Consider the following 22,223-nt stretch of genomic DNA (forward strand, 5'->3'; position numbering starts at 1 on the left):
AGATGACGGAAAAAAAGAAGCGCGGATTACTTTCGTGGCTAGGTTTTGGTGACGAAGAACAAAGCCCAAAACCAAAAACTGAAGAAACAGTAAAAGAAGAAGCAGTGGAAGCGCCTTCTGAAGAGCAGCAAACCGAAGCGGTTGCTGAGCAAGCGGAAGCAACGCCAGAACTTGAAGAAGAAGCGAAACAATCAGAGGCTGCCCCAGCAGAAGCAGAAGCAGAAGCAGAAGCAGAAGCAGAAGCAGAAGCAGAAGCAGAAGCAGAAGCAGAAGCAGAAGCAGAGGAGCCAGAAGTCGTATCGGCCGCGCCTCGTGTTCAAGAACAAGAAAAGCCAACAGAAAGCTTTTTTGCTCGTCTTAAACGCAGCCTAAGCCGAACAAAAGCAAATATTGGTGCTGGCTTCTTCGGTCTATTCAGTGGTAAGAAAATCGATGAGGACTTATTTGAAGAGCTAGAAGAGCAACTGCTTATTGCTGATGTGGGCATGAATACCACAACAAAAATCATCAACAACCTGACAGAAAAAGCCACACGTGGCGATCTGAAAGACGGCGAAGCCCTTTATGGTTTGTTGAAAGAAGAAATGGCTGAGATTCTTTCTAAAGTCGAACAGCCACTAGAAATCGATAGCAACAAAACGCCTTACGTCATCTTGATGGTAGGTGTAAATGGCGTGGGTAAAACCACGACCATCGGTAAGCTAGCGAAGCAGTTCCAAACTCAAGGCAAAAAAGTGATGCTTGCAGCGGGCGATACTTTCCGTGCCGCAGCGGTTGAGCAGCTACAAGTGTGGGGTGAACGTAATAATGTTCCTGTGATTGCTCAACATACTGGCGCAGACAGTGCCTCTGTTATCTATGATGCGATTGAAGCGGCAAAAGCACGTGGTGTGGATGTGGTGATTGCTGATACAGCAGGTCGTCTACAGAACAAAGCGAACCTAATGGAAGAGCTGCGTAAGATTGTACGTGTGATGAAGAAAATTGATGAATCTGCACCACATGAGATCATGCTAACGCTTGACGCAGGTACAGGACAAAATGCCATTAGCCAAGCGAAACTTTTCAGTGATGTTGCCCCTCTAACCGGGATTACTTTGACTAAGCTGGATGGTACAGCCAAGGGCGGCGTAATTTTCGCTATTGCTGATCAGTTCGGTATTCCAATTCGTTACATTGGTGTGGGTGAAGGTATCGAAGACTTGCGTCCATTTGAAACTCAAGAGTTTATTGACGCACTGTTTAGTCGTGAAGAATAAAAAGAGTTAGAGGAAATCAACGGTGATCAAATTTCAGCAAGTAAGCAAAGCTTACCGAGGTGGTCGACAAGCACTGCAAAAAGTCGATTTTCACCTGAGGCGCGGTGAAATGGCGTTTTTAGGCGGACATTCCGGGGCTGGTAAAAGTACCTTGCTGAAATTGATCTGCGCGATAGAGCGACCAACCGATGGCAAAATCCATTTTAATGGCCACGACATCACGCGTATTCCAGGCAAAGACATCCCTTTTTTGCGCCGCAATATTGGGATTGTTTTTCAAGATCATCGCCTATTGATGGATCGCAGTGTGTACGACAATGTCGCTCTGCCAATGCGTATCGAATCGATTTCTGAAAACGAAATCAAACGCCGTGTTTCTGCGGCGTTAGATAAAACGGGCTTACTCGATAAAGCTCGTTGTCTACCTAGTCAACTTTCTGGTGGTGAGCAACAGCGCGTCGGTATTGCCCGTGCTGTGGTTAATCGACCAACGTTGCTGGTGGCTGATGAGCCTACGGGTAACCTTGACCCAGAATTATCCAACCGTGTGTTGCGTCTATTCGAAGAATTTAACCGTGCGGGCGTGACTATCCTACTTGCCACGCACGATGTGGGGTTAGTAAACACTCGCCCACAGTATCGTCATTTTGAATTGAACCAAGGCTTCCTAAGTGAGGTAGAAGACTATGGCAGGTAACAAGCACTCCCAAAAGAAGGGGAAAGGCCGCAGTGCCAAGCGTGCGAATACCGATGGTTTTTTCTCTGTCCACGCAAAACAAGCTAAATCCTCTTTTAGCGCCTTATGGCAACGACCACTAGGCAACATTCTGACTCTAGCGGTCATCTCCATGGCACTTGCCATGCCAGCTTGTTTGTATCTATTGGGGAAAAACGTTGCGGGGGCAGCGGAAGATGTCGCTTCTCCTTCACAAGTTAGTGCTTACTTAGTTGAAGGTATGCCGGATGCGCGAGTGATGGTTCTCAAAGATCAAATTGAAACTTGGCCTTTGGTAAAAGAGGTAGAATATATTTCACCGCAACAAGGTCTATCTGATTTAAGCCAATATGCAGGGTTCGACCAAGCTATCAGCCTTTTAAGTGGCTATGCGCTACCTGGTGTGTTGGTGATTACGCCAGATTCGGAGCTAAAAAGTGATATTCAGTCATTAGCCAAAGACGTTCGAGAGCAACAAGATGTGACCGACGTGAGACTTGACGAAGACTGGCTGGCGCGTCTTGATGCCATCAAAACTCTCGCGAGTATTATTGTCATTACCCTGACAGTGCTGATGCTCGGTGCGGTATTTTTAATCGTTGGCAATACATTGCGATTTAATGTGCTGGCGAATAAAGAAGAGATTCAAACCATGAAACTGATCGGTGCGACGGACAGTTTTATTCTGCGCCCTTACTTGTACACAGGTATGTGGTTTGGCGTGTTAGGTGCCACTATTGCGTGGTTGGTAACGGCTTTAGTGACCATTGTCATGAATAGTGCGGTGGAAGACCTTGCTGCGTTGTACGATAGCCAGTTCCGCCTGATTGGTCTAAGTTGGGATGAATCTTTGTTATTAATCATCATTGGGAGTCTTTTGGGATGTATTGCGGCGCGTTTTTCTGCGCAACGACATTTAAAAGAAATTGAACCAGTTTAAGTGATGGCGGTCTTATTACTTGGATTTCATTAGCACTAGCTAATTTTGAACCCTTGCTTAGACCAAATGTTTATGGATAATTGCTTCCCCTTCTTGAAACTTGTTCATTTTGAGTTCAAGATATCGAAGCTAAATTGCAATGTAATGCTCCAGATCAGAGATTGATGAGGAATTGAATGACAAAAGAAGCGTATCCGATGGCTCTAGTCACGCAAGATAGCCTTGATAGCTATATTCGCTCAGTAAACAGCTACCCAATGCTGACTGCAGACGAAGAGCGTGAGCTGGCAGAACGATTACACTATAAAGGTGAGATTGAGGCTGCAAAAGGTCTAATTCTTTCGCACCTACGATTCGTTGTTCACGTTGCTCGTGGTTACTCTGGCTACGGTTTGCCAATGGCGGATCTTGTGCAAGAGGGTAACATCGGTCTAATGAAAGCCGTTAAGCGTTTTAACCCAGAAGTAGGGGTTCGCTTGGTTTCTTTTGCTGTCCACTGGATCAAAGCAGAGATCCACGAATACGTGCTACGTAACTGGCGTATCGTGAAAATTGCGACCACTAAAGCGCAACGTAAATTGTTCTTCAACCTGCGTAAGTCGAAAAAGCGCTTGGGTTGGTTTAACAACGGTGAAGTGGAAACCGTTGCGCGCGAGTTAGGTGTTGAGCCTTCTGAAGTTCGCGAGATGGAATCACGCTTAGCGGCGGTGGATTCAACCTTTGATATGCCAACTGATGAAGACGACAGTTCAAACGCTTACACAGCGCCGATGCTATACCTAGAAGACAAATCGTCTGATGTGGCCGACAACATTGAAGCCGCCAACTGGGAAATGCACACCAACAATCGCTTGGGTCATGCATTAGCGAGTTTGGATGAGCGTAGTCAGCGCATCGTGCGTTCTCGTTGGTTAGATGATGAGAAAGCAACATTGCAAGACTTAGCTGATGAGTTCGGTGTTTCTGCCGAGCGTATTCGCCAGCTAGAAAAAAATGCAATGAAGAAACTAAAATTGGCCGTGGGTGAATTTTAATTTCCACTGCTAATTGAAAGTAAGATTTTCATAGAAAGCCGAGATCATGTGATCTCGGCTTTTTTATTGTCGATCGAAAATCGATAGCGTTTGCGATCCGGATTTTATGTGCTACCTGTGTATAACTCTGTGAAGTAATTATTTATCAACTGTTCGAAACCCGGACAAAACAAGGGATTCAAGCACTTTTCCATCTGGGGATAGTTATAGATATACACACAGTTAGATCAGGATCATCACTACATATTGTGGATCAAAAGATCCAAATACACTTTATCAACGCAATTCACAGCTTTATCCACAAATGGTTGGAATGTGTACACTTTTGAAAACCCTGATTATCCATGTGTCTAAGTTTGCCGTTGGATAGGTTACAATAGCGGCAGTATACCCAAGCAGCTTCAAATATGGATTTTATGCTGTACCACGGGTGCTGATTAGTACGTTAGGTTCGAGGTTGCTTGGGTATATTAATAAGACAATGAGAAAGTAAATGGATCAGTTTAAGCATATCGATGTACAAGGTGCGCAAGCACTGCTCGAGCAGGGTGATGCGAAGCTTGTAGATATCCGTGACCCTCAATCGTTTGCCGTTGCGCATGCGGAGTCCGCGTATCACTTAACTAACGATACGATCGTTGCGTTTATGGATGAAGTGGAGTTCGAACAACCTATTCTAGTGATGTGTTACCACGGCATTAGTAGCCAAGGTGCGGCGCAATATTTAGTTAACCAAGGCTTTGAACAGGTGTACAGTGTAGATGGTGGCTTTGAAGCCTGGCATCGAGCAGAACTACCGATAGTGAGAAGTTAATGAAGAGATTGGTAACGTTAAATAATCCACGTATGGCGCAAGCCTTTATTGATTATATGGCCTCTCGCCAAATTGACATCGAAATGATGCCTGAAGGGGATGGGCAATTTGCGCTGTGGCTGACTGATAGCCAGCATGAAATAGAAGCGGAAGCCGAACTTAAGCTGTTCCTTGCTAACCCGTCTGATTCAAAATACAGCGCCGCCTCGTGGGACGTTGCCGATACTCGTAAGAGCACATTTCATTATTCCAGCCCGAGTATCATGAGCATGGTCAAAGCGAAAGCTGGCCCCATGACTTTGCTGATCATGACAGTCTGTATCATCATCTACTTGTTACAAATGTTTGGCTTTGGCAATGGCGTGTTTAAGTTGTTGCACTTCCCGGCTTTTGAGGGGCAACAATGGCAAGTGTGGCGATGGCTAAGTCATGCGTTACTGCACTTTTCAGTAACTCACATCGTGTTTAACTTACTATGGTGGTGGCAGTTGGGGGGCGACATCGAACGTCGTCTCGGTTCCGGTAAGCTATTGCAACTCTTTGTGGTGTCGGCAGCGCTTTCAGGGGCAGGCCAGTTCTATGTTGAAGGGGCTAACTTCGGCGGCTTGTCTGGTGTGGTCTATGCACTGCTTGGTTATTTGTGGATACTGGGTTACCGCTTGCCACATTTAGGCCTTACGCTACCCAAGCCAATCATCGTCTTTATGTTGGTATGGTTAGTTCTTGGTTTTGTGCAGCCATTTATGGCGATTGCAAACACCGCTCACTTAGTTGGGCTACTGTCGGGGATGGTGATTGCGCTGTTTGATTCAGGCAAGATGAAATACCAACAGCAAGCCTAAAGCCGATGAAATGAAAAGACCGCTCAAGAGCGGTCTTTTTTTATGTTCAAAACGGATTTGGGTTTATTGATAAAGGTATTTTGTAAACAACAAATCGGCAATGATGGTTTTACCTGTTTCAGGCAAAAGCGTTTCGTTGAGGGTCGTCACTAAAGTTTTGCGCAGATCTTCTCGGCCAGAAAGGGACTTAATCGTATCTTCTGTTTGCTTACCCAATAATTCAATCACTGCATCGCGAATCAAAGGTTGGTGATGCTCAACAACTGATAAATCTTGTTGACTCATTACCATGATGTCGATGCGCACTTGCACATAACCTAACTTTTTGCCTTTGGTGTAAAAGTTAGTAGTGAGGTCAGGCTCTAGGGTAAAGTATGCCAACTTAGGTCCAGCTTCTTCCGTTTCAGCCCAACTTGGTGCGGCGAATAGTATGGTTAACGCAAAAATAATTTGGGCTATATAACGTTTGTACATATTTCTAACTTTTCTTTCTCTGGATCGCGATATTCGAATCGCTTCAGTCTTGATACAATGGGCCGTCTATAACAAATAACGGAACTTACGGTTACATACATTACTATGGACGGTAAGTTGTTGCTTTATTGTACGCATAAAGCCTCCAATTGAATACTAGTATGAATCAGCCAACATCACTCTATCTTGCTTCTTTATTGGAAGTAGAGTGGCAAAACCCCGAAGAATTCGAATTTCCAAATGAATTTGCCAAGCATTGGCTTGAAGAGCAAGGGTCTTTGTCACGTCGTTTAAAACAGCACTGCCAAGCGTTAACGGTAGAATTGCTACAAAATCAGATCGTCACTGCAGCGACATTAAAACAGGACGAAAGCCAGTTATTGTCCGAACAAGATTGCTTACTGAGAGAGGTAATTTTGTGCGGTGACAATAATAACTGGGTTATTGGGCGGACATTGATTCCTCGTTCAACCTTAGTTGATCAGCAGTATGATTTGGCTCAACAAGGGGATATCCCATTAGGACTAACTGTGTTTAGCGCAGATAACGTTGAGCGGGACTCTTTGCAAATGGGATGGGTAGCCGTACCAGAAGGACGTTTGTTAGCACGACGCTCAAGGTTGTGGATGAATCACAAACCGATGCTAGTCGCCGAGTTATTCTTATCTAATTCACCAGTTTACGCTAAGGAGACAGTGTAAATGTCCGCAGAAAAAGCCAAAGCATATTGGCAACTGATGCGCATGGATCGCCCGATTGGTTCACTGTTACTGATGTGGCCAACGATTTGGGCGCTAATTATCTCAGCCCAAGGGATGCCAAGTTGGGATGTATTCATCGTGTTTGTATTGGGTGTTTTCCTAATGCGTAGTGCGGGGTGCGTGATTAATGATTTTGCAGATCGCAAAGTCGACGGCCATGTAAAGCGTACTAAGCAACGTCCACTGCCATCAGGGAAAGTGACAGCAAAAGAAGCGATTGGATTATTTTTGGTTTTGGGTATCAGCTCGTTTTTGTTAGTGCTGACCATGAACCCGCTGACGATTCAGCTATCCTTCGCTGGCATTGTGTTGGCGTTCATCTATCCATTTATGAAGCGTTATACTCATATTCCACAGCTATTTTTAGGCTTGGCTTTTAGCTGGGCGATTCCAATGGCGTGGGCTGCACAAACTGGGGAATTACCATTGATTGTTTGGTTTTTGTTCCTCATTAACGCTTTGTGGACCATTGCGTACGACACTCAATATGCGATGGTAGACCGAGATGATGATCTAAAGATTGGCATTAAATCGACGGCAATTCTGTTTGGTCGTCATGACAAGCTTATTATTGGTGTGTTGCAACTGATTACACTCGCGATGTTGGTTTGGTTAGGGCAGTTCTACCAATTGGGACAAAGTTACTACTGGACCCTTTTGATTGCAGCGTCGTTGTTTGTTTATCAGCAGCACTTAATTCGTCACCGTGAGCGTGAGTTGTGCTTTAAGGCTTTCCTTAACAACAATTATGTTGGCATGGTGATAGCGATAGGGTTACTGGTCGCATTTTGGTAAGCGAAGAAATAGAAAAAGGCATCCGATTGGATGCCTTTTTTCTTATTGGAAGAAGGTAAAACGGTTACGACCGAAGTTGGTGAATACTCTCTTCGATCGTCAGTTTCACTTCTGGATAAAGCAGAGTGAACAGTAGCCGTGCAAATTGCTGCGTTTTCTTCGTGTCACAGTTACCATCGCTATCGAGGTATTTTTGCTGTTTGAGCGTATTGAACATGGCGGTAAACACACCTTTATCGAAGAATTCTGGCGCATTAATACCGTGCAAACGCCCTAGGCGCTGAGCAATATCTTGGCTCTTCTGCTCTAGGTCCGATTTACCCAGCTCAGGGTAAGCAACAAGCAAGTTCATCGCGATAGAGTAGCGTTGCAGCGTTTCAGTTATCGTTCGACCTAACAGAACCAAAGGCTGGTTGTTCGATTGATTGATCTCTAGCTTATCACCATCCAGACTAATCATTTTCTGATCGGCAAATTCATGCAGTGTTTTAACGACCAATTCATCTAACTCGTCTTCTTGGTAACTTAAGAACAGCTCTTTCTTCAAGAATGGGTAGATTTGCGCGACATTCGCTTGAATCTTGGCTACCGAAAGGTTGCGCTGACGAATGAGCATTTGGGCAATTAATGACGGCAGAGCGAACAAGTGGATGATGTTGTTGCGATAGTAGGTCATCAGGATCGATTGGCTACGGTCCAGCGAAATGATGTCACCCATGCTATCGGTTTCAATCACGAACTTATCAAGCGAAATTGCATGATCGACCAACTCCTCAGCACTTTCGGTAGGGATAGTGGAGGTGCTTGAGTACGGGCTATTTTTGAGTAGCTTTAAGTAACACTCAATCTGATTGATCAGCGAGTCACGAGAAAGTGCACGTTGACGAGAAGCAAGCAGTGCGGTTGCACACAAGGTCAACGCGTTTGCCGCCGCCGCATCGTTGATGTGCGTCATCATCTTATTAGCAAGGTCGTTCACCACAGGATTCATCCATTGTGGTTTGTTACCACCCATGCTGTCGATGTCTTTCGTCCACTCAGGAGCATGCTCGTTCAAGTATTGGTTGAGCTGAATTGGCTCACCGAAGTTCACATAGCCCAAACCAAAGTTACGCAGTTTACGCAGAGTACGCAGTACAAGCCCTGCGTTTTCTTTCTCTTTGCGTTTGCCACGCAGCTCTTTCGCGTAAGTGCCCACTTCCATCACGTGCTCGTAGCCGATGTAGACCGGCACTAGTGTTACTGGGCGGTTTAGACCACGTAGCATTGCTTGGATGGTCATAGCCAGCATACCCGTTTTCGCTTGCAGTAAGCGACCTGTACGTGAACGACCACCCTCACTGAAGTACTCGACTGAATAGCCTTTGGCAAACAGCTCAGCTAGATACTCACGGAAAATGGTTGAGTACAGTTTGTTGCCTTTAAAACTACGACGAATAAAGAACGCCCCACCACGACGGAAAAGCGGACCGGCCGGGAAGAAGTTCAAGTTAATGCCTGCCGCAATGTGCGGAGGCACCATGCCTTCATGGTATAAAACATAAGACAACAGCAGGTAGTCCATGTGACTACGGTGACACGGAACGTACACAATTTCGTGGCCGTCTTGCGCTAAACGACGCACAGTCGAGGCGTTATTGATGTGCAAACCTTGGTATAGCTTTGTCCATAACCAACTCAGGATGCGGTCGCCGTTTTTCACCAGACTGTAGGAGAAGTCGGCGGCGATTTCATCCATGATGTCGTGGGCTTCTTTACGTGCCTTATCAATCGAGATGTTTTTGCTCTTGGCTTCGTCAGCAATCGCCAGTTCAATAGCTGGAGACTTTAGTAAACGAGCAAACAACACTTGGCGTTGTGGCAGGTTTGGGCCTGAAGCAGCCAGTTTCTGGCGTGAGAAGTGGATACGCGCCACGCGAGCCAGTTTGTGCGCAATTGCGCTGTCGGTACCGTGAGAGTCTGCCATATAACGCAGAGATACCACGGGACTAAAGCGAACTAAGCAGTCGCGTCCCGCCGCCATTACTGCTTTGGCTTTTTGCGGACCATTCATCGGTTGAAGGTAAGGCTTTTGGTTCTCTTCTTTACCTGGCTTACGACCCCAAAGCACGGTTGCAGGGATCATTTGAACATCCAACTCACTATCCAGCTTGTGCAGTTCCAGTAAGTCAGTGAACAGAGAAACAGAATCGGTTGGGACATCATTATCGTTGTTCATCACAGTTGGACGCGCAGCGATAAAGACGAAACGGTTCAGCGTTTTGCCATTGATTTCCAGCGGGCTGAGCGGGTCGGGTAGACCAAGGCTCATGGCTTGTTTTTGCAGTGTCAGCAAATCCACGTTCGAGCGGAACGGCAGGGCATATACAATCGGTTTAGTTAGGTCGATGTTCAGATCTTCAATCGGGTTCGACGGGATTGCGGTGCCCTTTACCAGTACCGATAAAGGTAGTTTTAGTAATGAACGTGAAAATGATTGTCCAGAAGACATAAAGTTCACAGCCTCAATAGGTATTCAAACAGGCCTAACCTTATTTCAGTTTCCGCTTTGCATGTCTTCTCTATAAAAAGAGATGAGTACGGCAATAGAAATAAGCCTAGGCGATAAAATTTAAGCGCTGCAAGGATACCAGAAACTGGTCAAACCTTTTAATTTTATTGGCTGTAAATTAGTCGAACCCCTAAGTTATTGCTTTACCTTGATTAACTGAAAAGTCGGTGTTTTAAACGAATAAAGAATGAACTTAATCGGTAAGCTGAAAGCTCCCCACAAATAAATTAAAAAACAACCAATTGGGTTTTCATTTGAGCATTTACTGGATATACTCACAGTTAACTGTATAAAAAGACAGGTGAGACATGAAGCCGTTAACGCCACGCCAACAACAAGTCTTCGATTTGATTAAAAGTAAAATCGACGACACCGGAATGCCACCAACTCGTGCAGAGATTGCGCGTGAGCTTGGCTTCCGCTCTGCGAATGCCGCAGAGGAACACCTAAAAGCGCTTGCTCGTAAGCAAGCAATTGAAATTATTCCAGGCGCTTCTCGTGGGATTCGTATCCTGCTTGAAGACGCAGCCAATGATGAGCAGGGTTTGCCTTTGATTGGTCAAGTCGCAGCGGGTGAGCCAATCTTGGCTCAAGAGCACGTAGAGGCGCACTACCAAGTCGATCCTGCGATGTTCAAACCGCAAGCGGATTTCTTACTTCGTGTAAATGGCGAGAGTATGAAAGACATCGGGATTATGGATGGCGATCTGCTCGCGGTGCATAAAACCCAAGACGTGAGAGACGGTCAAGTTGTCGTTGCGCGTGTTGATGATGATGTGACTGTGAAGCGTTTGGAGCGCAAAGGTTCAACCATATTACTGCATGCTGAGAATGAAGAGTTTGCCCCAATCCAAGTGGACTTAACGTCTCAGCACCTTACGATTGAAGGCTTAGCCGTTGGTATTATTCGTAATACCGATTGGATGTAAGTGTATTTAAGCAGCCCAGTTGATCTGGGCTGTTTTGTCTTTTCTCTTTTTCTACTTCCTCCAAAAGCTTGCTCATCATCTTGACATTGTTTGTTTTGACCAATTTATAAGCTTGATAATGTAATTGATATTCATTATCATCTTTATTAATGTCTATGTTTTCTCTCTGGCGCAGGAAATGCCCATGTCTCAGTCTAAACATCAAGTTCCTAACCATTTATTAAAGCCACTGTTATTGCGTAGCCGTGAAAGCATGGTCGACAATGGCTTGGTGTACGATCCGATAGCTGCTAAAGCGTGTTTGAGCTGTAAGATGGCGCCGGATTGTTTGAGTGGTGATATTGCGCAGAAGCAATTGCTGCACGTGACGCTGACTCAGCTTTGTGACCAGCAGGTTAGTCACTTCTTACAGCAGTATCCCGATGCTTGGATAATCAATGTCGGAGCGGGGTTGGATACCCGCTTTTATCGTTTGGATAATGGACGCTGCCATTGGATAGAGCTGGATGTGACGGAAAATTTGGTATGGCGTCAGCGCTTGTTCCACAAAAATGAACGCTATGAACATCGCTGTGGCAGTGTGGATGAAATGTCGTGGCTAGAGACGTTAGCCATTCCAGAGCAAGCACCGGTGCTCATTTTATGTGAAATGGCACTGCTCGATTGCACAGAGCGTCAAGTCGCGAAATTTATTCAAACCTTGGGTCGACATTTTGTTTCTGCTGAGCTATGTATGGTGCTGGCAGGAGATTTAACGGAAACCAAGTGGGGACAAAAGCTTGGCTCTGATCGTTATGCTCATGGCTTTGAAGCGCCTGCAGCACAGATATTGCAATGGTTACCATGGGCACAGTGGGTGAAAGCTTTCTCGCCATTCGATAGATTCTGTTCTCGTTGGAAAGCTTGGCAGCGTTGGCTTAATAAGATTCCAATGTTGAAGCATCGCCTCACGCCAGTCCTCGTTCACATCAAGTGGTAATTGGCTAGTCGTTAAGCGCTCAGGTACACTCGTCGATCTTACTGATGAGGTGCCTGTGACAAATTCAATCTTCTCTCCTTTATCTAACCCAAAAGTTCATCGCCAAGTCTTAGCTTTAGCGATACCTATGGTGCTGTCGAATATTACTGTTCCATTGCTCGGTTTGGTCGATGCTGCGGTGATTGGTCATCTAGACCACGCTTGGTATTTGGGCGGTGTTGCGTTGGGCAGCACCATGATCAGCGTGACGTTTTGGCTGCTTGGTTTTTTGCGTATGTCGACTACTGGGTTGGCTGCGCAGTCCTATGGCGGTGAAGACCGAAAGCAACTTGCCTTGGTGTTTATGCAAGGCTCACTTATGGCGCTGCTGTTTGCGTTAGTCTTCCTTATTGCCCATAACCCGATTGCTGATTTGATCTTTGGCTGGAGTGACGCCAGCGCAGAGGTAAAACACTACGGCATGCAATATTTCTCTATCCGTGTGTGGAGTGCCCCCGCTGCGCTAATGAACTTTGTGTTGTTGGGGTGGCTGCTCGGAACGCAAAATTCCAAAGCACCAATGTGGATGGTGATCATCACCAATGTCACCAACATCGCTCTCGATTTGTTATTTGTGATGGGCTTAGGTTGGAAAGTTGAAGGTGCTGCGCTTGCATCCGTGATTGCTGATTACTCAGGCATGGCGTTTGGTTTGGTCTGCGTGTGGAAGACATGGCAAGCACGTCAGTTGCCGTCACCCAAGCAATTACTTGCTGACACTCAGCATGGGTTAGGGCGCTTCGTGAAATTGAATCGCGATATTTTCTTGCGCTCTTTGTGTCTGCAAGCGGCTTTTAGCTTTATGACGTTCCAAGGCGCGAGCTTTGGTGATGAGGTTGTCGCTGCAAATGCGGTTCTGATGAGCTTCCTGATGATTATCTCGTACGGCATGGATGGCTTTGCTTACGCAATGGAGGCCATGGTCGGGAAGGCGATTGGTGCCAAAGATAGGCAACAATTGAGTGCATCGCTTGTCGGCACTTTCTTTTGGAGTTTGGTTATTTGCTTAGGACTGACCGCGCTCTTTGGTTTGGCGGGATCGCAGTTGATCGCCATGATCACTTCAATTGAGGCGGTACAACAGCAAGCAGCGGTGTATCTACCTTGGCTGGTGGTGATGCCACTTGCGTCGATGTGGTGCTTTCTATTGGATGGCATTTTTGTCGGTGCAACCAAAGGCAAAGACATGCGCAATAGTATGTTTGTCGCGACCAGCAGTTTCTTCGTTGTCTTTTACTTATTCGCCGAGTGGGAAAATCACGCGCTGTGGTTTGCAATGACGAGCTTTATGTTGATGCGGGGTATTGGTTTAGGGGTTATCTTTCTCTACCAATGGCACAAGGATACCTTCCTAGCACAATGTTGATACAAAAACAGCAGGTCCAAGCCTGCTGTTTTTCTGTCTGCTATCAAGAAGCATAGATTAGAACAAGCGGTTCAAACCATTCAACGCAGCGACACGATACGCTTCGGCCATTGTTGGATAGTTGAAGGTGGTATTGACGAAATACTCGATGGTATTCGCTGAGCCTTTTTGCTCCATAATGGCTTGACCGATGTGGATAATTTCCGCGGCACGTTCGCCAAAACAGTGAATCCCTAAAATTTCTTTGGTTTCACGATGGAACAATATCTTTAAGCTACCGATGTCTTTTCCTGCGATCTGTGCACGAGCTAGATGCTTGAAGGAAGAGCGTCCTACTTCATACGGTACTTTCGCAGCTGTTAGCTCTTGCTCGGTTTTACCCACAGAGCTAATCTCTGGGATGGTGTAGATACCTGTTGGAATGTCATCAATCAGATAGTTTTCTGCCTGACCTTTCGTAATGGCTTGTGCGACAAATCGCCCTTGGTCATAAGCGGCGCTTGCAAGGCTAGGGTAACCGATGACATCGCCTACAGCGTAAATGTGTTCGATATCGGTTTGGTAGTTACGGTTTACTTTTAGTTGTCCGCGAGAGTCCGCTTCCAGACCCACTGCACCCAAATTCAACTTATCGGTGTTACCTGTTCGACCATTCGCATACAACAAGCAGTCTGCCTTCATCTTCTTGCCAGATTGTAGGTGAATAATCACGCCATCTTCTGTGCCTTCGATTTTTTCATAGGTCTCATCATTACGAATTACCACACCGCTGTTCCAGAAGTGGTAAGACAGCGCATCTGACACTTCGTTATCCAAAAACTCCAACAAGCGGTCGCGGGTATTGATAAGGTCGGTTTTCACTCCAAGTCCGCGGAAGATAGAAGCGTATTCACAACCGATAACGCCCGCACCGTAAATGATGATATGGCGAGGGTCGTGTTTCAGGCTCAAAATGGAATCACTGTCGTAGATGCGCTCATGCAAGAAATCTACGTCGTTAGGCTGATACGGACGAGAACCCGTCGCGATGACAAACTTATCTGCAGAATAGATTTCTTCTGTACCGTCGCTTTGCATCACTGCAATTGAGTAGTTATCGATAAATCGCGCGGTTCCGAACAAAAGTGTGCATGAGTTACGGTCATAAAAGCCCTGACGAAGTCGAGTTTGCTTATCAATGACCGATTTAGCATGATCTAAAATGTCAGAAAATGTTGCATGAACGCTGGTGTTGTTTCGACAAAATAGCGGGTTGCTATTAAATTCGATGATGCGGCTAACGGCATGACGCAGTGCTTTTGATGGAATGGTACCCCAGTGAGTACAACCGCCGCCGACACTGCTTTCTTTCTCGACAATGGCAACATTCAGTCCCGCTTTGGTTAATCCCATTGCAGCCCCTTCTCCGCCAGGGCCACTACCGATTACGATCACGTCATAGTGATTAACATGCGCCATGATGCCTTCCTTGTTATATTTGCTTAACATTGCTTTAGCGCGATTTTAACTCATTTACTCTATTGGTACACGTCATGCCTGTTAGAGAGTGGAAGTGATCACGCAGAATCGACCAAAAGGGTGATTTGGTATGTTGTATGTCTATAAATTGCATCGAGAACATTGCAATTAGATGCATGCCAATAGTAACGTTCTCGGCGCTCAGAGCGAGCGAAGCAACATATCTTTCTCCGTAGGAGCAAATTGCGTTATATTGAGGCTCTTGTACCCTATAGAAAAAGAGCAAGTTAAGAATGAAATCGATGGGAATCCGCGCACAGCAAAAAGAGAAGACACGTCGATCATTGATCGATGCGGCATTTAGTCAGTTAAGTGCGGATCGCAGCTTTTCCAGCCTTAGCTTGCGAGAAGTCGCCCGAGAGGCAGGGATTGCACCGACTTCTTTTTATCGTCACTTCAAAGATATGGATGAGCTAGGCTTAACCATGGTTGATGAAGGCGGTTTGCTACTACGCCAACTGATGCGTCAGGCGCGTCAACGTATTGTGAAAGAAGGTAGCGTAATTCGTACCTCGGTCGAAACCTTTATGGAATTCATTGAAAGTAGTCCGAACGTTTTTCGTTTGTTGTTGCGTGAGCGCTCCGGCACTTCTGCTGAATTTCGTACCGCTGTTGCTCGAGAAATCCAGCATTTTGCGGCAGAATTAACCGAGTATTTAATGAGCACCGGCGTGACCAGAGAAGAGGCGTATACTCAAGCAGAAGCGTCTGTGACTTTGGTTTTCAGTTCGGGGGCTGAAGCTTTAGATTTAGATCGACGTGAGCGCGATGAACTCGCCGAGCGATTGATCATGCAATTGCGAATGATAGCCAAAGGGGCCTATTGGTATCGCAAAGAACGTGAACGTAACCGATTAAAAGGCGGGATAGAATAATGTCGAATGGAAATAAATCTGAAAAGAAAACGCTGATTTTGGCACTGGTTGCAGGTATGTGTGGTGATGCTTTGTTGTCATGGTTGACCATGAGTGAAGTGTCTTTTTCAATCTTCCCATTGATTGCACTCGTACTGGCTGTACAAGCTCTTTACCAAGAGTACCTAAATAATCCGGTATCAGAAGATATCCCATTAGTTGGCTTGGCGTGTTTCTTCGTAGGTGCGTTTGGTCACTCTGCGTTTATTAAAGCGCAATACCCAGAAGCAGGCTCAAACTTCTTCGCGATCATGGTTTCAATGATCTTACTCGCATGGATTGGTAAGAAGCTAGGTTTTGTCAGCAAGAAGACTTCTGCGGAATAAGCAAACGAATCAAATTAAAAAAAGCGAGCCATTGAGCTCGCTTTTTTTGTCTGAAGCTGGTGGACTAAGCTTTACGTTCCAATAGCACGCCAGCTTCCATGTGGTGGGTATAAGGGAATTGGTCAAACAGAGCAAAACGCGTCACGTTGTGTGTTTCGCATAGAATGTCCAAGTTCTCTTTTAGAGTCTCAGGGTTACAAGAGATGTACATGATGCGCTCGTAACCTTGCACCATCTTACAAGTATCGACATCCATCCCAGCACGTGGTGGGTCGACAAAAATCGTGTTGCAGTTATAGCTCTTCAGATCCACACCTGCATCTTGTAGACGACGGAATTCACGCTTACCTTCGATCGCTTGAGTAAATTCCTCTGCCGATAGACGTAAGATTTGTACGTTATCAATCTTATTGGCGGCGATGTTGTACTGTGCAGATACCACAGATGGCTTCGCTAGCTCAGTTGCCAGTACGCGGTCGAAATTCTGTGCCAACGCCAGCGAGAAGTTACCGTTACCACAGTAAAGCTCTAGTAGGTCGCCAGTGCTTTCTTGAGTACAGTCGACCGCCCATTCCAGCATCTTCTCTGCGACTTTGCCGTTCGGCTGAGTGAAGCTGTTCTCCACTTGTTGGTAGATGTAGCTTTGACCATTTACATCGAGCTTCTCGATCACGTAGTCGCGGTCTAGGACAATCTTCATCTTACGAGCGCGACCAATGATGTTTAGGTTAAAGCCTTCATCATTTAAACGCTGTTTAAGGGCTTTCGCGTTTTCAATCCACTCTTCATCAAGTTGGCGATGGTAAAGGAGTGAAACCAGAATCTCACCACTTAGCGTCGATAGGAAATCCACTTGGAACAGTTTACGACGTAGTGAGTCGTTGTCTTTCATCGCTTCAACCAATAGCGGCATCAAATCGTTGATCAGACGGCTGGCTGCTGGGAATTGGTCTACGCGGTATTTCTCACGAGTCTCTTGGTTGAACATGATGTAGTACAGGTCTTCACCTTCATGCCAAACACGGAACTCAGCACGCATACGGTAATGCTGCTCTGGTGATTCAAACACTTCCAGTTCTGGCACGTTGTATGGCGCGAACATATCAGTGAGACGTTCGACTTTTTCAGCCAGTTGTTCTTGGTAGCGTTGTGGGTTTACATCAAGAGTAGCCATGATCTTACCTTTTATGGTGCATTCAATTTAAGAGCGCAGATTTTATTCAATCTCAATAGGATGTCCAGTTTTGTACTGGAATTGATTTAAAGATAGTGCGTACAGGCAGAGTAGAAAGCAAAATCAATCAAAACGTTACAACTTCTAAGGGCAATATTGGCTGGACAAATAATCAATAGCTGAATAATATTTGCCTCAAGTTGGTGCTATCTAGCAATCTAGATGGCTGAAATGGGAATCTGGTGTGAATCCAGAACTGACGCGCAGCGGTAAAAGAGAACGAACGCTCATCAGACACTGCATTAGTTTATGTGGGAAGTCGAGCAAGTAGGCGGTACACCCGTGCTCTTGAGTCCGAATACCTGCCAACAACTGAGCCACAGCACTGGACTGTCATGATGACAGGGCTCGGAAGGAATTACGCGATTTAGGACAATACAATGAGAAAATCCGCACTGGCGATCACTTTGGCATCGCTGCTTTCACCTGTCTCTTATCTACAGGCCCAAGAAACCTCCACTGACGAAACCATCGTTGTTACTGCAAACCGTTTTGAGCAAGCCGAAAGCCGTACGTTGGCAGATGTCGAAGTAGTTACTCGACAAGACATCGATCGCATTCAAGCGAAAACCCTACCAGATGTATTGCGTCGTCTTACCGGGATTCAAGTTTCACAAAATGGTGGTCGTGGTCAGTTAGCGTCTTTATTTGTTCGTGGAACCAGTTCCGACCAAGTTTTAGTACTGGTTGATGGCGTACGTTTTGCACGAGCAGCGAAGGGCGCTGTGGACTTTAACCAAATCCCACTTACTTACGTTCAACGTATTGAGTACGTGCGTGGTGCGCGTGCGTCACTTTACGGCTCAGAAGCGATTGGTGGCGTGATTAATATCATCACCATTGCGCGTGCTGACGAAGAAGGAACGAAGTTAAGTGCGGGTTTAGGCAGCTTAGATTACCAGGAATTGAGTGTGGCATCTGGTATTAAAGTCACAGAGAGCGGCCAGCTAAATATCGCGCTTGGTAGTGAAAGTGATGATGGTTATAACGTTCGTCCTGTACCGGGAGTTAATGACGGCGATCGCCATGGCTTTGATACAAAGAATGGTCTGCTAGGTTACGTGCATAACTTCAATGATCAGTGGTCTGCATTTGGTAACCTACGTGCTTACGAAAATGTTTATCAATATGACAGCAGCTACGGCAGTCGCGGTTACTACGAAGCAGAAAAAGACGATCTTTCTGTCACTCTGGGCGGTAAGTATCAGTCTGATAATGTGATGTCAGAACTACAAGTAACGGCACAGAAACAGAAGTCTTGGAACTATGAGCAAGCAAAAGGCAAACACTCAGGTACTGAAGATGAACTTGAGCAGCAAAATGTCCAGTGGACCAACAGTTACTTGCTAAACAACAATACGACGTTTGCTGGTGGTATTGATTGGCGCAACGAATCTTATAAAGACAAGAGTGCGAATAAAACGTTTGATCGTACCAATGGCGCTCTGTTTGGTATGGCAACGACTAGTATTGATAAAGCAATGCTTGAGGGCAGTGCTCGCCTTGATGATAACGAAGAATACGGTAGTGAGTTCACTTACAGTTTAGCGGCTGGTTACCAATTTGTGCCAGAGTTTGGGGTTAAAGCTTCTTTTGGTACTGCGTTTAAGGCTCCAAACCTATATCAACAGTATGACCCAACATACGGTGAGAAAGATCTGAAGCCGGAAGAGTCAGATGCTTGGGAGCTAGCATTCAGCGGTGATGTCCAAGGCGTTTTTTGGTCCGTGACGGGTTATGACTATAAAATCACGAATCTTATCGATTACCATCCAACCACATACAAATATTTGAATGTCGATGGTGAAACACATATCCAAGGTGTGGAGCTTGTTGCTGAGTTTGACACAGGGATTGTGCAGCACCAGTTGAGTGCAGATTATAAAGATGCTGAAGACGATAAAGGGCATCAGTTGCAGCGCCGCGCTAAAGAAATGTATAAGTGGAATGCTTTAGTGAGCTTCGATAAAGTGGATTGGTCGGTTAGCTATCAGTACGTCGGTAAGCGTCCAGATGTGGATTACAGCACTTGGCCTTCACAAGACATCACGCTTTCTTCTTACTCGTTGGTTGATACGGCAGTGACTTACTATCCGAATGAGTCGACCTCTATTAGCGCTCGTATCGATAATCTACTTGATGAAGAGTATGAGATGGCAAAAGGTTACCCCGCTGCAGAGCGAGCGTACTATATCAACGTTGGCTACGAATTCTAATCGTGAATGAGCACAAACCGCCTTCGGGCGGTTTTTAATATTTTGTGGTGGAAAATCGAATGAAGAAACCCAAGCGAGTGGTGATCAGTTGGTCCAGTGGTAAAGATTCGACATTAACGCTTGAGCGCCTTAACGAGAATCCAAATTATCAAGTTGTCGGTTTGTACACGACTTACGTAGGGAAAGAAGTCCCTTTTCAAGCAACTCCGCTTGAGGTTGTACAAATGCAAGCAGACTTACTTGCGCTTCCGCTCATTACTATCGAACTGCCTGAAGTCTTTCCGAGTAACGACATTTATCAATCAACCATCGTTAATGCATTACACAGTAGTGGTCTGAACATAGAAGCTGTCGCATTTGGTGATATGTTTTGTAATGGCATTGCCGATTACCGACGCAGCTATATTGAACCTGTTGGCTGGGAATGCGTCTTTCCTCTATTAGGGGAGAGCAGCGAAAAACTAGCGATGGAAATCATAGAGCGTGGTATTCAAACTATGTTAATCACCATCGACGGAAGAGTTCTCCCTCCAGAATGGTGTGGTCGCTGGTATGACAAAGCCCTAATAGAGTCATTACCAAGTCAAATTGATCCCTGTGGGGAAAATGGTGAATTTCACACATTGGTCACGTCTTCGCCATCTTTTCAAGGACATATCGAGTTGACGAAGCGAGATGTAGAATCTGGAGATAGATTCAGCCATCAAAGATACCATGCTAAAGCATTGCCAAAACAAATCTACGCAGTATGATCGCAACGTTTCTGTTCTTTAGGTAAGACTCGTGCGAGTAGCAAGTAAGAAAAAAGTCCTAGTTTTTGACTCTGGTGTTGGTGGTCTTTCTGTATTCCAAGAGATACATCGCCTATTGCCCCAGCTAGACTACTTATACTTATTCGATAATCAGGCTTACCCTTATGGTGAACTCGATCAGGCTGTACTCGTTTCACGAGTTAACCAACTGGTCTCTTCTTTAGTCGAAGAACACCAAGTCGACATTGTCGTCATTGCTTGCAACACGGCGAGCACCATAGTGCTTCCTTCCTTACGCGAAAATTTATCGATTCCCGTTGTTGGTGTTGTCCCTGCGATTAAACCCGCATCGCTTTTAGCATCAAAAGGGGTAGGGCTGATCGCCACTCCGGCGACAGTAACACGCCAATATACTCACGAGTTAATACGGGACTTTGCGCAAGGCAAACCAGTTGAGCTGGTGGGATCAACTCGCTTGGTAGATATGGCCGAAGAGAAGTTGCGAGGCAACAGCGTTTCTCTCGACGAACTGACAAATATCCTGCTTCCCCTTCGCGATAAAGTCGATGTTGCGGTGCTCGGTTGTACTCACTTCCCTTTAATCAAAGAGGAGATTCATCAAGCTTTGGGTGGGGACGTTACTTTAATTGATTCAGGCGCAGCGATTGCACGTCGAGTAAAAGCATTGCTATTAAGTGATGAAATTGAGGATACAGAAGAGGGAAGTAAGTCGATTTATGCCAGTGCAACTCCTTGGCAGGAAGATGCACTGAACATTTGTTTAAAGAAGCTAGGTTTTAATCCTGTTCAGGTTTACCACCATCCGGATGTTTAGGATCGTTCGCAATTCTCACTTTTAGCGTTCTCTCCATATATTCCTTTTCATTAAGTTTAGCGATAGCTGGCTTGGCATCTGCCGCAGCCATCACTACAAAACCAAACCCTCTTCTTTTTCCAGTACGCTTATCTTTCATTAAGCGTACCGCATAGACCTGTCCATATTCAGCAAACAAATCGCGAACATGACTCTCATTGGCCTTATAAGGAAGGTTGCCGACATACAGCGTTTTAGTTGAAGGATCAGGATCCGAAGATTGAAGAACAGGTGTTTTGCTAGAAAATGAAAAAAGAAAAGCAGTAGCGATAACACCAATGAGGAAGCTCAAGGCTGGTGGGATGATGAATTGAGAGAAGATGATTCCCCCAACGATGGCCAGCCCAACACATAAAATCAGATTTTTTTTAGACGTCATTTTAATTACTACACATAGTGATAAAGAGATCGATTGCCCATTAACAGAATAGACACATGAATCTTACGTATATGGTTGGTGTTTTTCCAACCAATTGCTGTGATATGTCTCAAATGTGACGAAGAAATATGCAAATATCGCACTTTTGGCTAATTTGTGACCGGTTGGTTTTTTATTTGCAAAAAACACTTGTACTAATTTCTCAACTCCCTATACTGCGCATCCACCGACACGGAGTGAGACGAAAGTCACACAGCGAGTCGGGAAGAGAGAAAAAAGAATTTGAAAAAATGCTTGACTCTCTCACGGTGTGAAGTAAGATACGCACCCCTAACGACGAGCAACTAAGTTGCTGAAAATGTTAGAAAAGCTCTTTAAAAATAAGAACCTATCAATCTGTGTGGGCACTCGTTGATGATAATCCAATTCGATACCTCGGTATCAAATTAGGTTTCAATGAAACGAAGTGACCATTGAATCGAAAGATTCAGCACAGTCAATTCAAACATTAC

Annotated in this window: 21 protein-coding genes and 1 riboswitch; of the genes, 16 read left to right on the top strand and 5 right to left on the bottom strand. The window is 45.5% G+C overall.

Going from position 1 to position 22,223, the window contains the following annotated elements:
* The first annotated feature begins 2 nt into the window (after positions 1-2).
* From ftsY to glpG, 6 genes are all read left to right on the top strand, one after another.
* Positions 3-1,259 carry a signal recognition particle-docking protein FtsY gene (gene ftsY, locus R7Q46_RS21810; protein WP_053307420.1) on the top strand — a complete coding sequence of 419 codons (1,257 nt, stop codon included), beginning with the start codon at positions 3-5 and terminating at the stop codon, positions 1,257-1,259.
* Positions 1,260-1,281: 22 nt separating this feature from the next.
* Positions 1,282-1,956, top strand: a complete 675-nt coding sequence (gene ftsE, locus R7Q46_RS21815) for a cell division ATP-binding protein FtsE (protein WP_005378697.1) — start codon at positions 1,282-1,284, stop codon at positions 1,954-1,956.
* On the top strand, positions 1,946-2,914 hold the full coding sequence (ftsX, locus tag R7Q46_RS21820) for a permease-like cell division protein FtsX (protein WP_005378695.1): 969 nt from the start codon (positions 1,946-1,948) through the stop codon (positions 2,912-2,914). The genes ftsE and ftsX overlap by 11 nt, the downstream gene beginning before the upstream one ends.
* A gap of 176 nt (positions 2,915-3,090) precedes the next feature.
* On the top strand, positions 3,091-3,948 hold the full coding sequence (gene rpoH / locus R7Q46_RS21825; protein ID WP_005378693.1) for an RNA polymerase sigma factor RpoH: 858 nt from the start codon (positions 3,091-3,093) through the stop codon (positions 3,946-3,948).
* Between the two features lie 493 nt (positions 3,949-4,441).
* Complete coding sequence (gene glpE, locus R7Q46_RS21830) at positions 4,442-4,762, top strand: thiosulfate sulfurtransferase GlpE (protein ID WP_005378691.1); 321 nt, start codon at positions 4,442-4,444, stop codon at positions 4,760-4,762.
* On the top strand, positions 4,762-5,604 hold the full coding sequence (glpG, locus tag R7Q46_RS21835; RefSeq protein ID WP_085570120.1) for a rhomboid family intramembrane serine protease GlpG: 843 nt from the start codon (positions 4,762-4,764) through the stop codon (positions 5,602-5,604). Before glpE ends, glpG begins: the two co-directional genes overlap by 1 nt.
* 63 nt (positions 5,605-5,667) lie before the next feature.
* On the opposite strand, the gene R7Q46_RS21840 is transcribed toward glpG, so the two are convergent.
* Positions 5,668-6,078 carry a flagellar basal body-associated protein FliL gene (locus R7Q46_RS21840; protein WP_005378687.1) on the bottom strand — a complete coding sequence of 137 codons (411 nt, stop codon included), beginning with the start codon at positions 6,076-6,078 and terminating at the stop codon, positions 5,668-5,670.
* A 161-nt stretch (positions 6,079-6,239) separates the two neighbouring features.
* Here R7Q46_RS21840 and R7Q46_RS21845 point away from each other — a divergent pair, with 161 nt between their 5' ends.
* Both R7Q46_RS21845 and ubiA read left to right on the top strand, forming a co-directional pair.
* Positions 6,240-6,779 carry a chorismate lyase gene (locus R7Q46_RS21845; protein ID WP_005378686.1) on the top strand — a complete coding sequence of 180 codons (540 nt, stop codon included), beginning with the start codon at positions 6,240-6,242 and terminating at the stop codon, positions 6,777-6,779.
* Positions 6,780-7,634 (top strand): 4-hydroxybenzoate octaprenyltransferase, encoded by an 855-nt coding sequence (gene ubiA / locus R7Q46_RS21850; protein ID WP_005378684.1) that lies wholly within the window; start codon positions 6,780-6,782, stop codon positions 7,632-7,634.
* Positions 7,635-7,698: 64 nt separating this feature from the next.
* On the opposite strand, the gene plsB is transcribed toward ubiA, so the two are convergent.
* Entirely contained in the window at positions 7,699-10,125 is a 2,427-nt protein-coding gene (gene plsB, locus R7Q46_RS21855) for a glycerol-3-phosphate 1-O-acyltransferase PlsB (protein ID WP_085570121.1), read from the bottom strand.
* A gap of 368 nt (positions 10,126-10,493) precedes the next feature.
* Between plsB and lexA the strand changes: the two genes are divergently transcribed.
* From lexA to dinF, 3 genes are all read left to right on the top strand, one after another.
* Positions 10,494-11,114 (top strand): transcriptional repressor LexA, encoded by a 621-nt coding sequence (gene lexA / locus R7Q46_RS21860; RefSeq protein WP_005378682.1) that lies wholly within the window; start codon positions 10,494-10,496, stop codon positions 11,112-11,114.
* 184 nt (positions 11,115-11,298) lie between these two features.
* Complete coding sequence (locus tag R7Q46_RS21865; RefSeq protein WP_005378679.1) at positions 11,299-12,093, top strand: class I SAM-dependent methyltransferase; 795 nt, start codon at positions 11,299-11,301, stop codon at positions 12,091-12,093.
* 55 nt (positions 12,094-12,148) lie between these two features.
* Entirely contained in the window at positions 12,149-13,498 is a 1,350-nt protein-coding gene (dinF, locus tag R7Q46_RS21870; protein WP_085570123.1) for an MATE family efflux transporter DinF, read from the top strand.
* Positions 13,499-13,555: 57 nt separating this feature from the next.
* On the opposite strand, the gene sthA is transcribed toward dinF, so the two are convergent.
* Complete coding sequence (gene sthA / locus R7Q46_RS21875; protein WP_006742759.1) at positions 13,556-14,986, bottom strand: Si-specific NAD(P)(+) transhydrogenase; 1,431 nt, start codon at positions 14,984-14,986, stop codon at positions 13,556-13,558.
* Between the two features lie 263 nt (positions 14,987-15,249).
* Here sthA and fabR point away from each other — a divergent pair, with 263 nt between their 5' ends.
* Together fabR and R7Q46_RS21885 are read left to right on the top strand one after the other, a co-directional pair.
* A complete protein-coding gene (gene fabR, locus R7Q46_RS21880) occupies positions 15,250-15,891 on the top strand; it encodes an HTH-type transcriptional repressor FabR (protein ID WP_005378632.1) in 642 nt (213 codons plus the stop codon).
* Positions 15,891-16,256 (top strand): YijD family membrane protein, encoded by a 366-nt coding sequence (locus R7Q46_RS21885; RefSeq protein ID WP_005378634.1) that lies wholly within the window; start codon positions 15,891-15,893, stop codon positions 16,254-16,256. Before fabR ends, R7Q46_RS21885 begins: the two co-directional genes overlap by 1 nt.
* 64 nt (positions 16,257-16,320) lie before the next feature.
* Here the strand turns inward: R7Q46_RS21885 and trmA are convergent, their stop codons facing one another.
* On the bottom strand, positions 16,321-17,430 hold the full coding sequence (trmA, locus tag R7Q46_RS21890) for a tRNA (uridine(54)-C5)-methyltransferase TrmA (RefSeq protein ID WP_170894167.1): 1,110 nt from the start codon (positions 17,428-17,430) through the stop codon (positions 16,321-16,323).
* Between the two features lie 184 nt (positions 17,431-17,614).
* Positions 17,615-17,815, top strand: a riboswitch (cobalamin riboswitch).
* A 55-nt stretch (positions 17,816-17,870) separates the two neighbouring features.
* Here trmA and btuB point away from each other — a divergent pair.
* The 3 genes from btuB to murI are packed head-to-tail and all read left to right on the top strand — an operon-like array spanning position 17,871 to position 21,293.
* A complete protein-coding gene (btuB, locus tag R7Q46_RS21895) occupies positions 17,871-19,706 on the top strand; it encodes a TonB-dependent vitamin B12 receptor (protein WP_053350805.1) in 1,836 nt (611 codons plus the stop codon).
* 59 nt (positions 19,707-19,765) lie between these two features.
* Positions 19,766-20,458 (top strand): adenine nucleotide alpha hydrolase, encoded by a 693-nt coding sequence (locus R7Q46_RS21900; protein WP_213872087.1) that lies wholly within the window; start codon positions 19,766-19,768, stop codon positions 20,456-20,458.
* Positions 20,459-20,489: 31 nt separating this feature from the next.
* Positions 20,490-21,293 (top strand): glutamate racemase, encoded by an 804-nt coding sequence (gene murI, locus R7Q46_RS21905; RefSeq protein ID WP_047104461.1) that lies wholly within the window; start codon positions 20,490-20,492, stop codon positions 21,291-21,293.
* On the opposite strand, the gene R7Q46_RS21910 is transcribed toward murI, so the two are convergent.
* Positions 21,256-21,711 (bottom strand): RNA-binding protein, encoded by a 456-nt coding sequence (locus R7Q46_RS21910; protein ID WP_017636066.1) that lies wholly within the window; start codon positions 21,709-21,711, stop codon positions 21,256-21,258. The two genes, murI and R7Q46_RS21910, sit on opposite strands and share 38 nt — an antisense overlap.
* Between the last annotated feature and the right edge of the window lie 512 nt (positions 21,712-22,223).

The sequence above is a fragment of the Vibrio sp. 811 genome (assembly GCF_033339195.1).

Coding starts and splice junctions, on each gene's coding strand:
- R7Q46_RS21865 (WP_005378679.1), top strand. CDS start 11,299: ATGTCTCAGTCTAAACATCAAGTTCCTAACCATTTATTAAAGCCACTG.
- ubiA (WP_005378684.1), top strand. CDS start 6,780: ATGTCCGCAGAAAAAGCCAAAGCATATTGGCAACTGATGCGCATGGAT.
- btuB (WP_053350805.1), top strand. CDS start 17,871: ATGAGAAAATCCGCACTGGCGATCACTTTGGCATCGCTGCTTTCACCT.
- ftsY (WP_053307420.1), top strand. CDS start 3: ATGACGGAAAAAAAGAAGCGCGGATTACTTTCGTGGCTAGGTTTTGGT.
- R7Q46_RS21910 (WP_017636066.1), bottom strand. CDS start 21,711: ATGACGTCTAAAAAAAATCTGATTTTATGTGTTGGGCTGGCCATCGTT.
- R7Q46_RS21900 (WP_213872087.1), top strand. CDS start 19,766: ATGAAGAAACCCAAGCGAGTGGTGATCAGTTGGTCCAGTGGTAAAGAT.
- ftsX (WP_005378695.1), top strand. CDS start 1,946: ATGGCAGGTAACAAGCACTCCCAAAAGAAGGGGAAAGGCCGCAGTGCC.
- glpG (WP_085570120.1), top strand. CDS start 4,762: ATGAAGAGATTGGTAACGTTAAATAATCCACGTATGGCGCAAGCCTTT.
- R7Q46_RS21845 (WP_005378686.1), top strand. CDS start 6,240: ATGAATCAGCCAACATCACTCTATCTTGCTTCTTTATTGGAAGTAGAG.
- R7Q46_RS21885 (WP_005378634.1), top strand. CDS start 15,891: ATGTCGAATGGAAATAAATCTGAAAAGAAAACGCTGATTTTGGCACTG.
- sthA (WP_006742759.1), bottom strand. CDS start 14,986: ATGTTAAGCAAATATAACAAGGAAGGCATCATGGCGCATGTTAATCAC.
- rpoH (WP_005378693.1), top strand. CDS start 3,091: ATGACAAAAGAAGCGTATCCGATGGCTCTAGTCACGCAAGATAGCCTT.
- lexA (WP_005378682.1), top strand. CDS start 10,494: ATGAAGCCGTTAACGCCACGCCAACAACAAGTCTTCGATTTGATTAAA.
- trmA (WP_170894167.1), bottom strand. CDS start 17,430: ATGGCTACTCTTGATGTAAACCCACAACGCTACCAAGAACAACTGGCT.
- R7Q46_RS21840 (WP_005378687.1), bottom strand. CDS start 6,078: ATGTACAAACGTTATATAGCCCAAATTATTTTTGCGTTAACCATACTA.
- glpE (WP_005378691.1), top strand. CDS start 4,442: ATGGATCAGTTTAAGCATATCGATGTACAAGGTGCGCAAGCACTGCTC.
- fabR (WP_005378632.1), top strand. CDS start 15,250: ATGAAATCGATGGGAATCCGCGCACAGCAAAAAGAGAAGACACGTCGA.
- plsB (WP_085570121.1), bottom strand. CDS start 10,125: ATGTCTTCTGGACAATCATTTTCACGTTCATTACTAAAACTACCTTTA.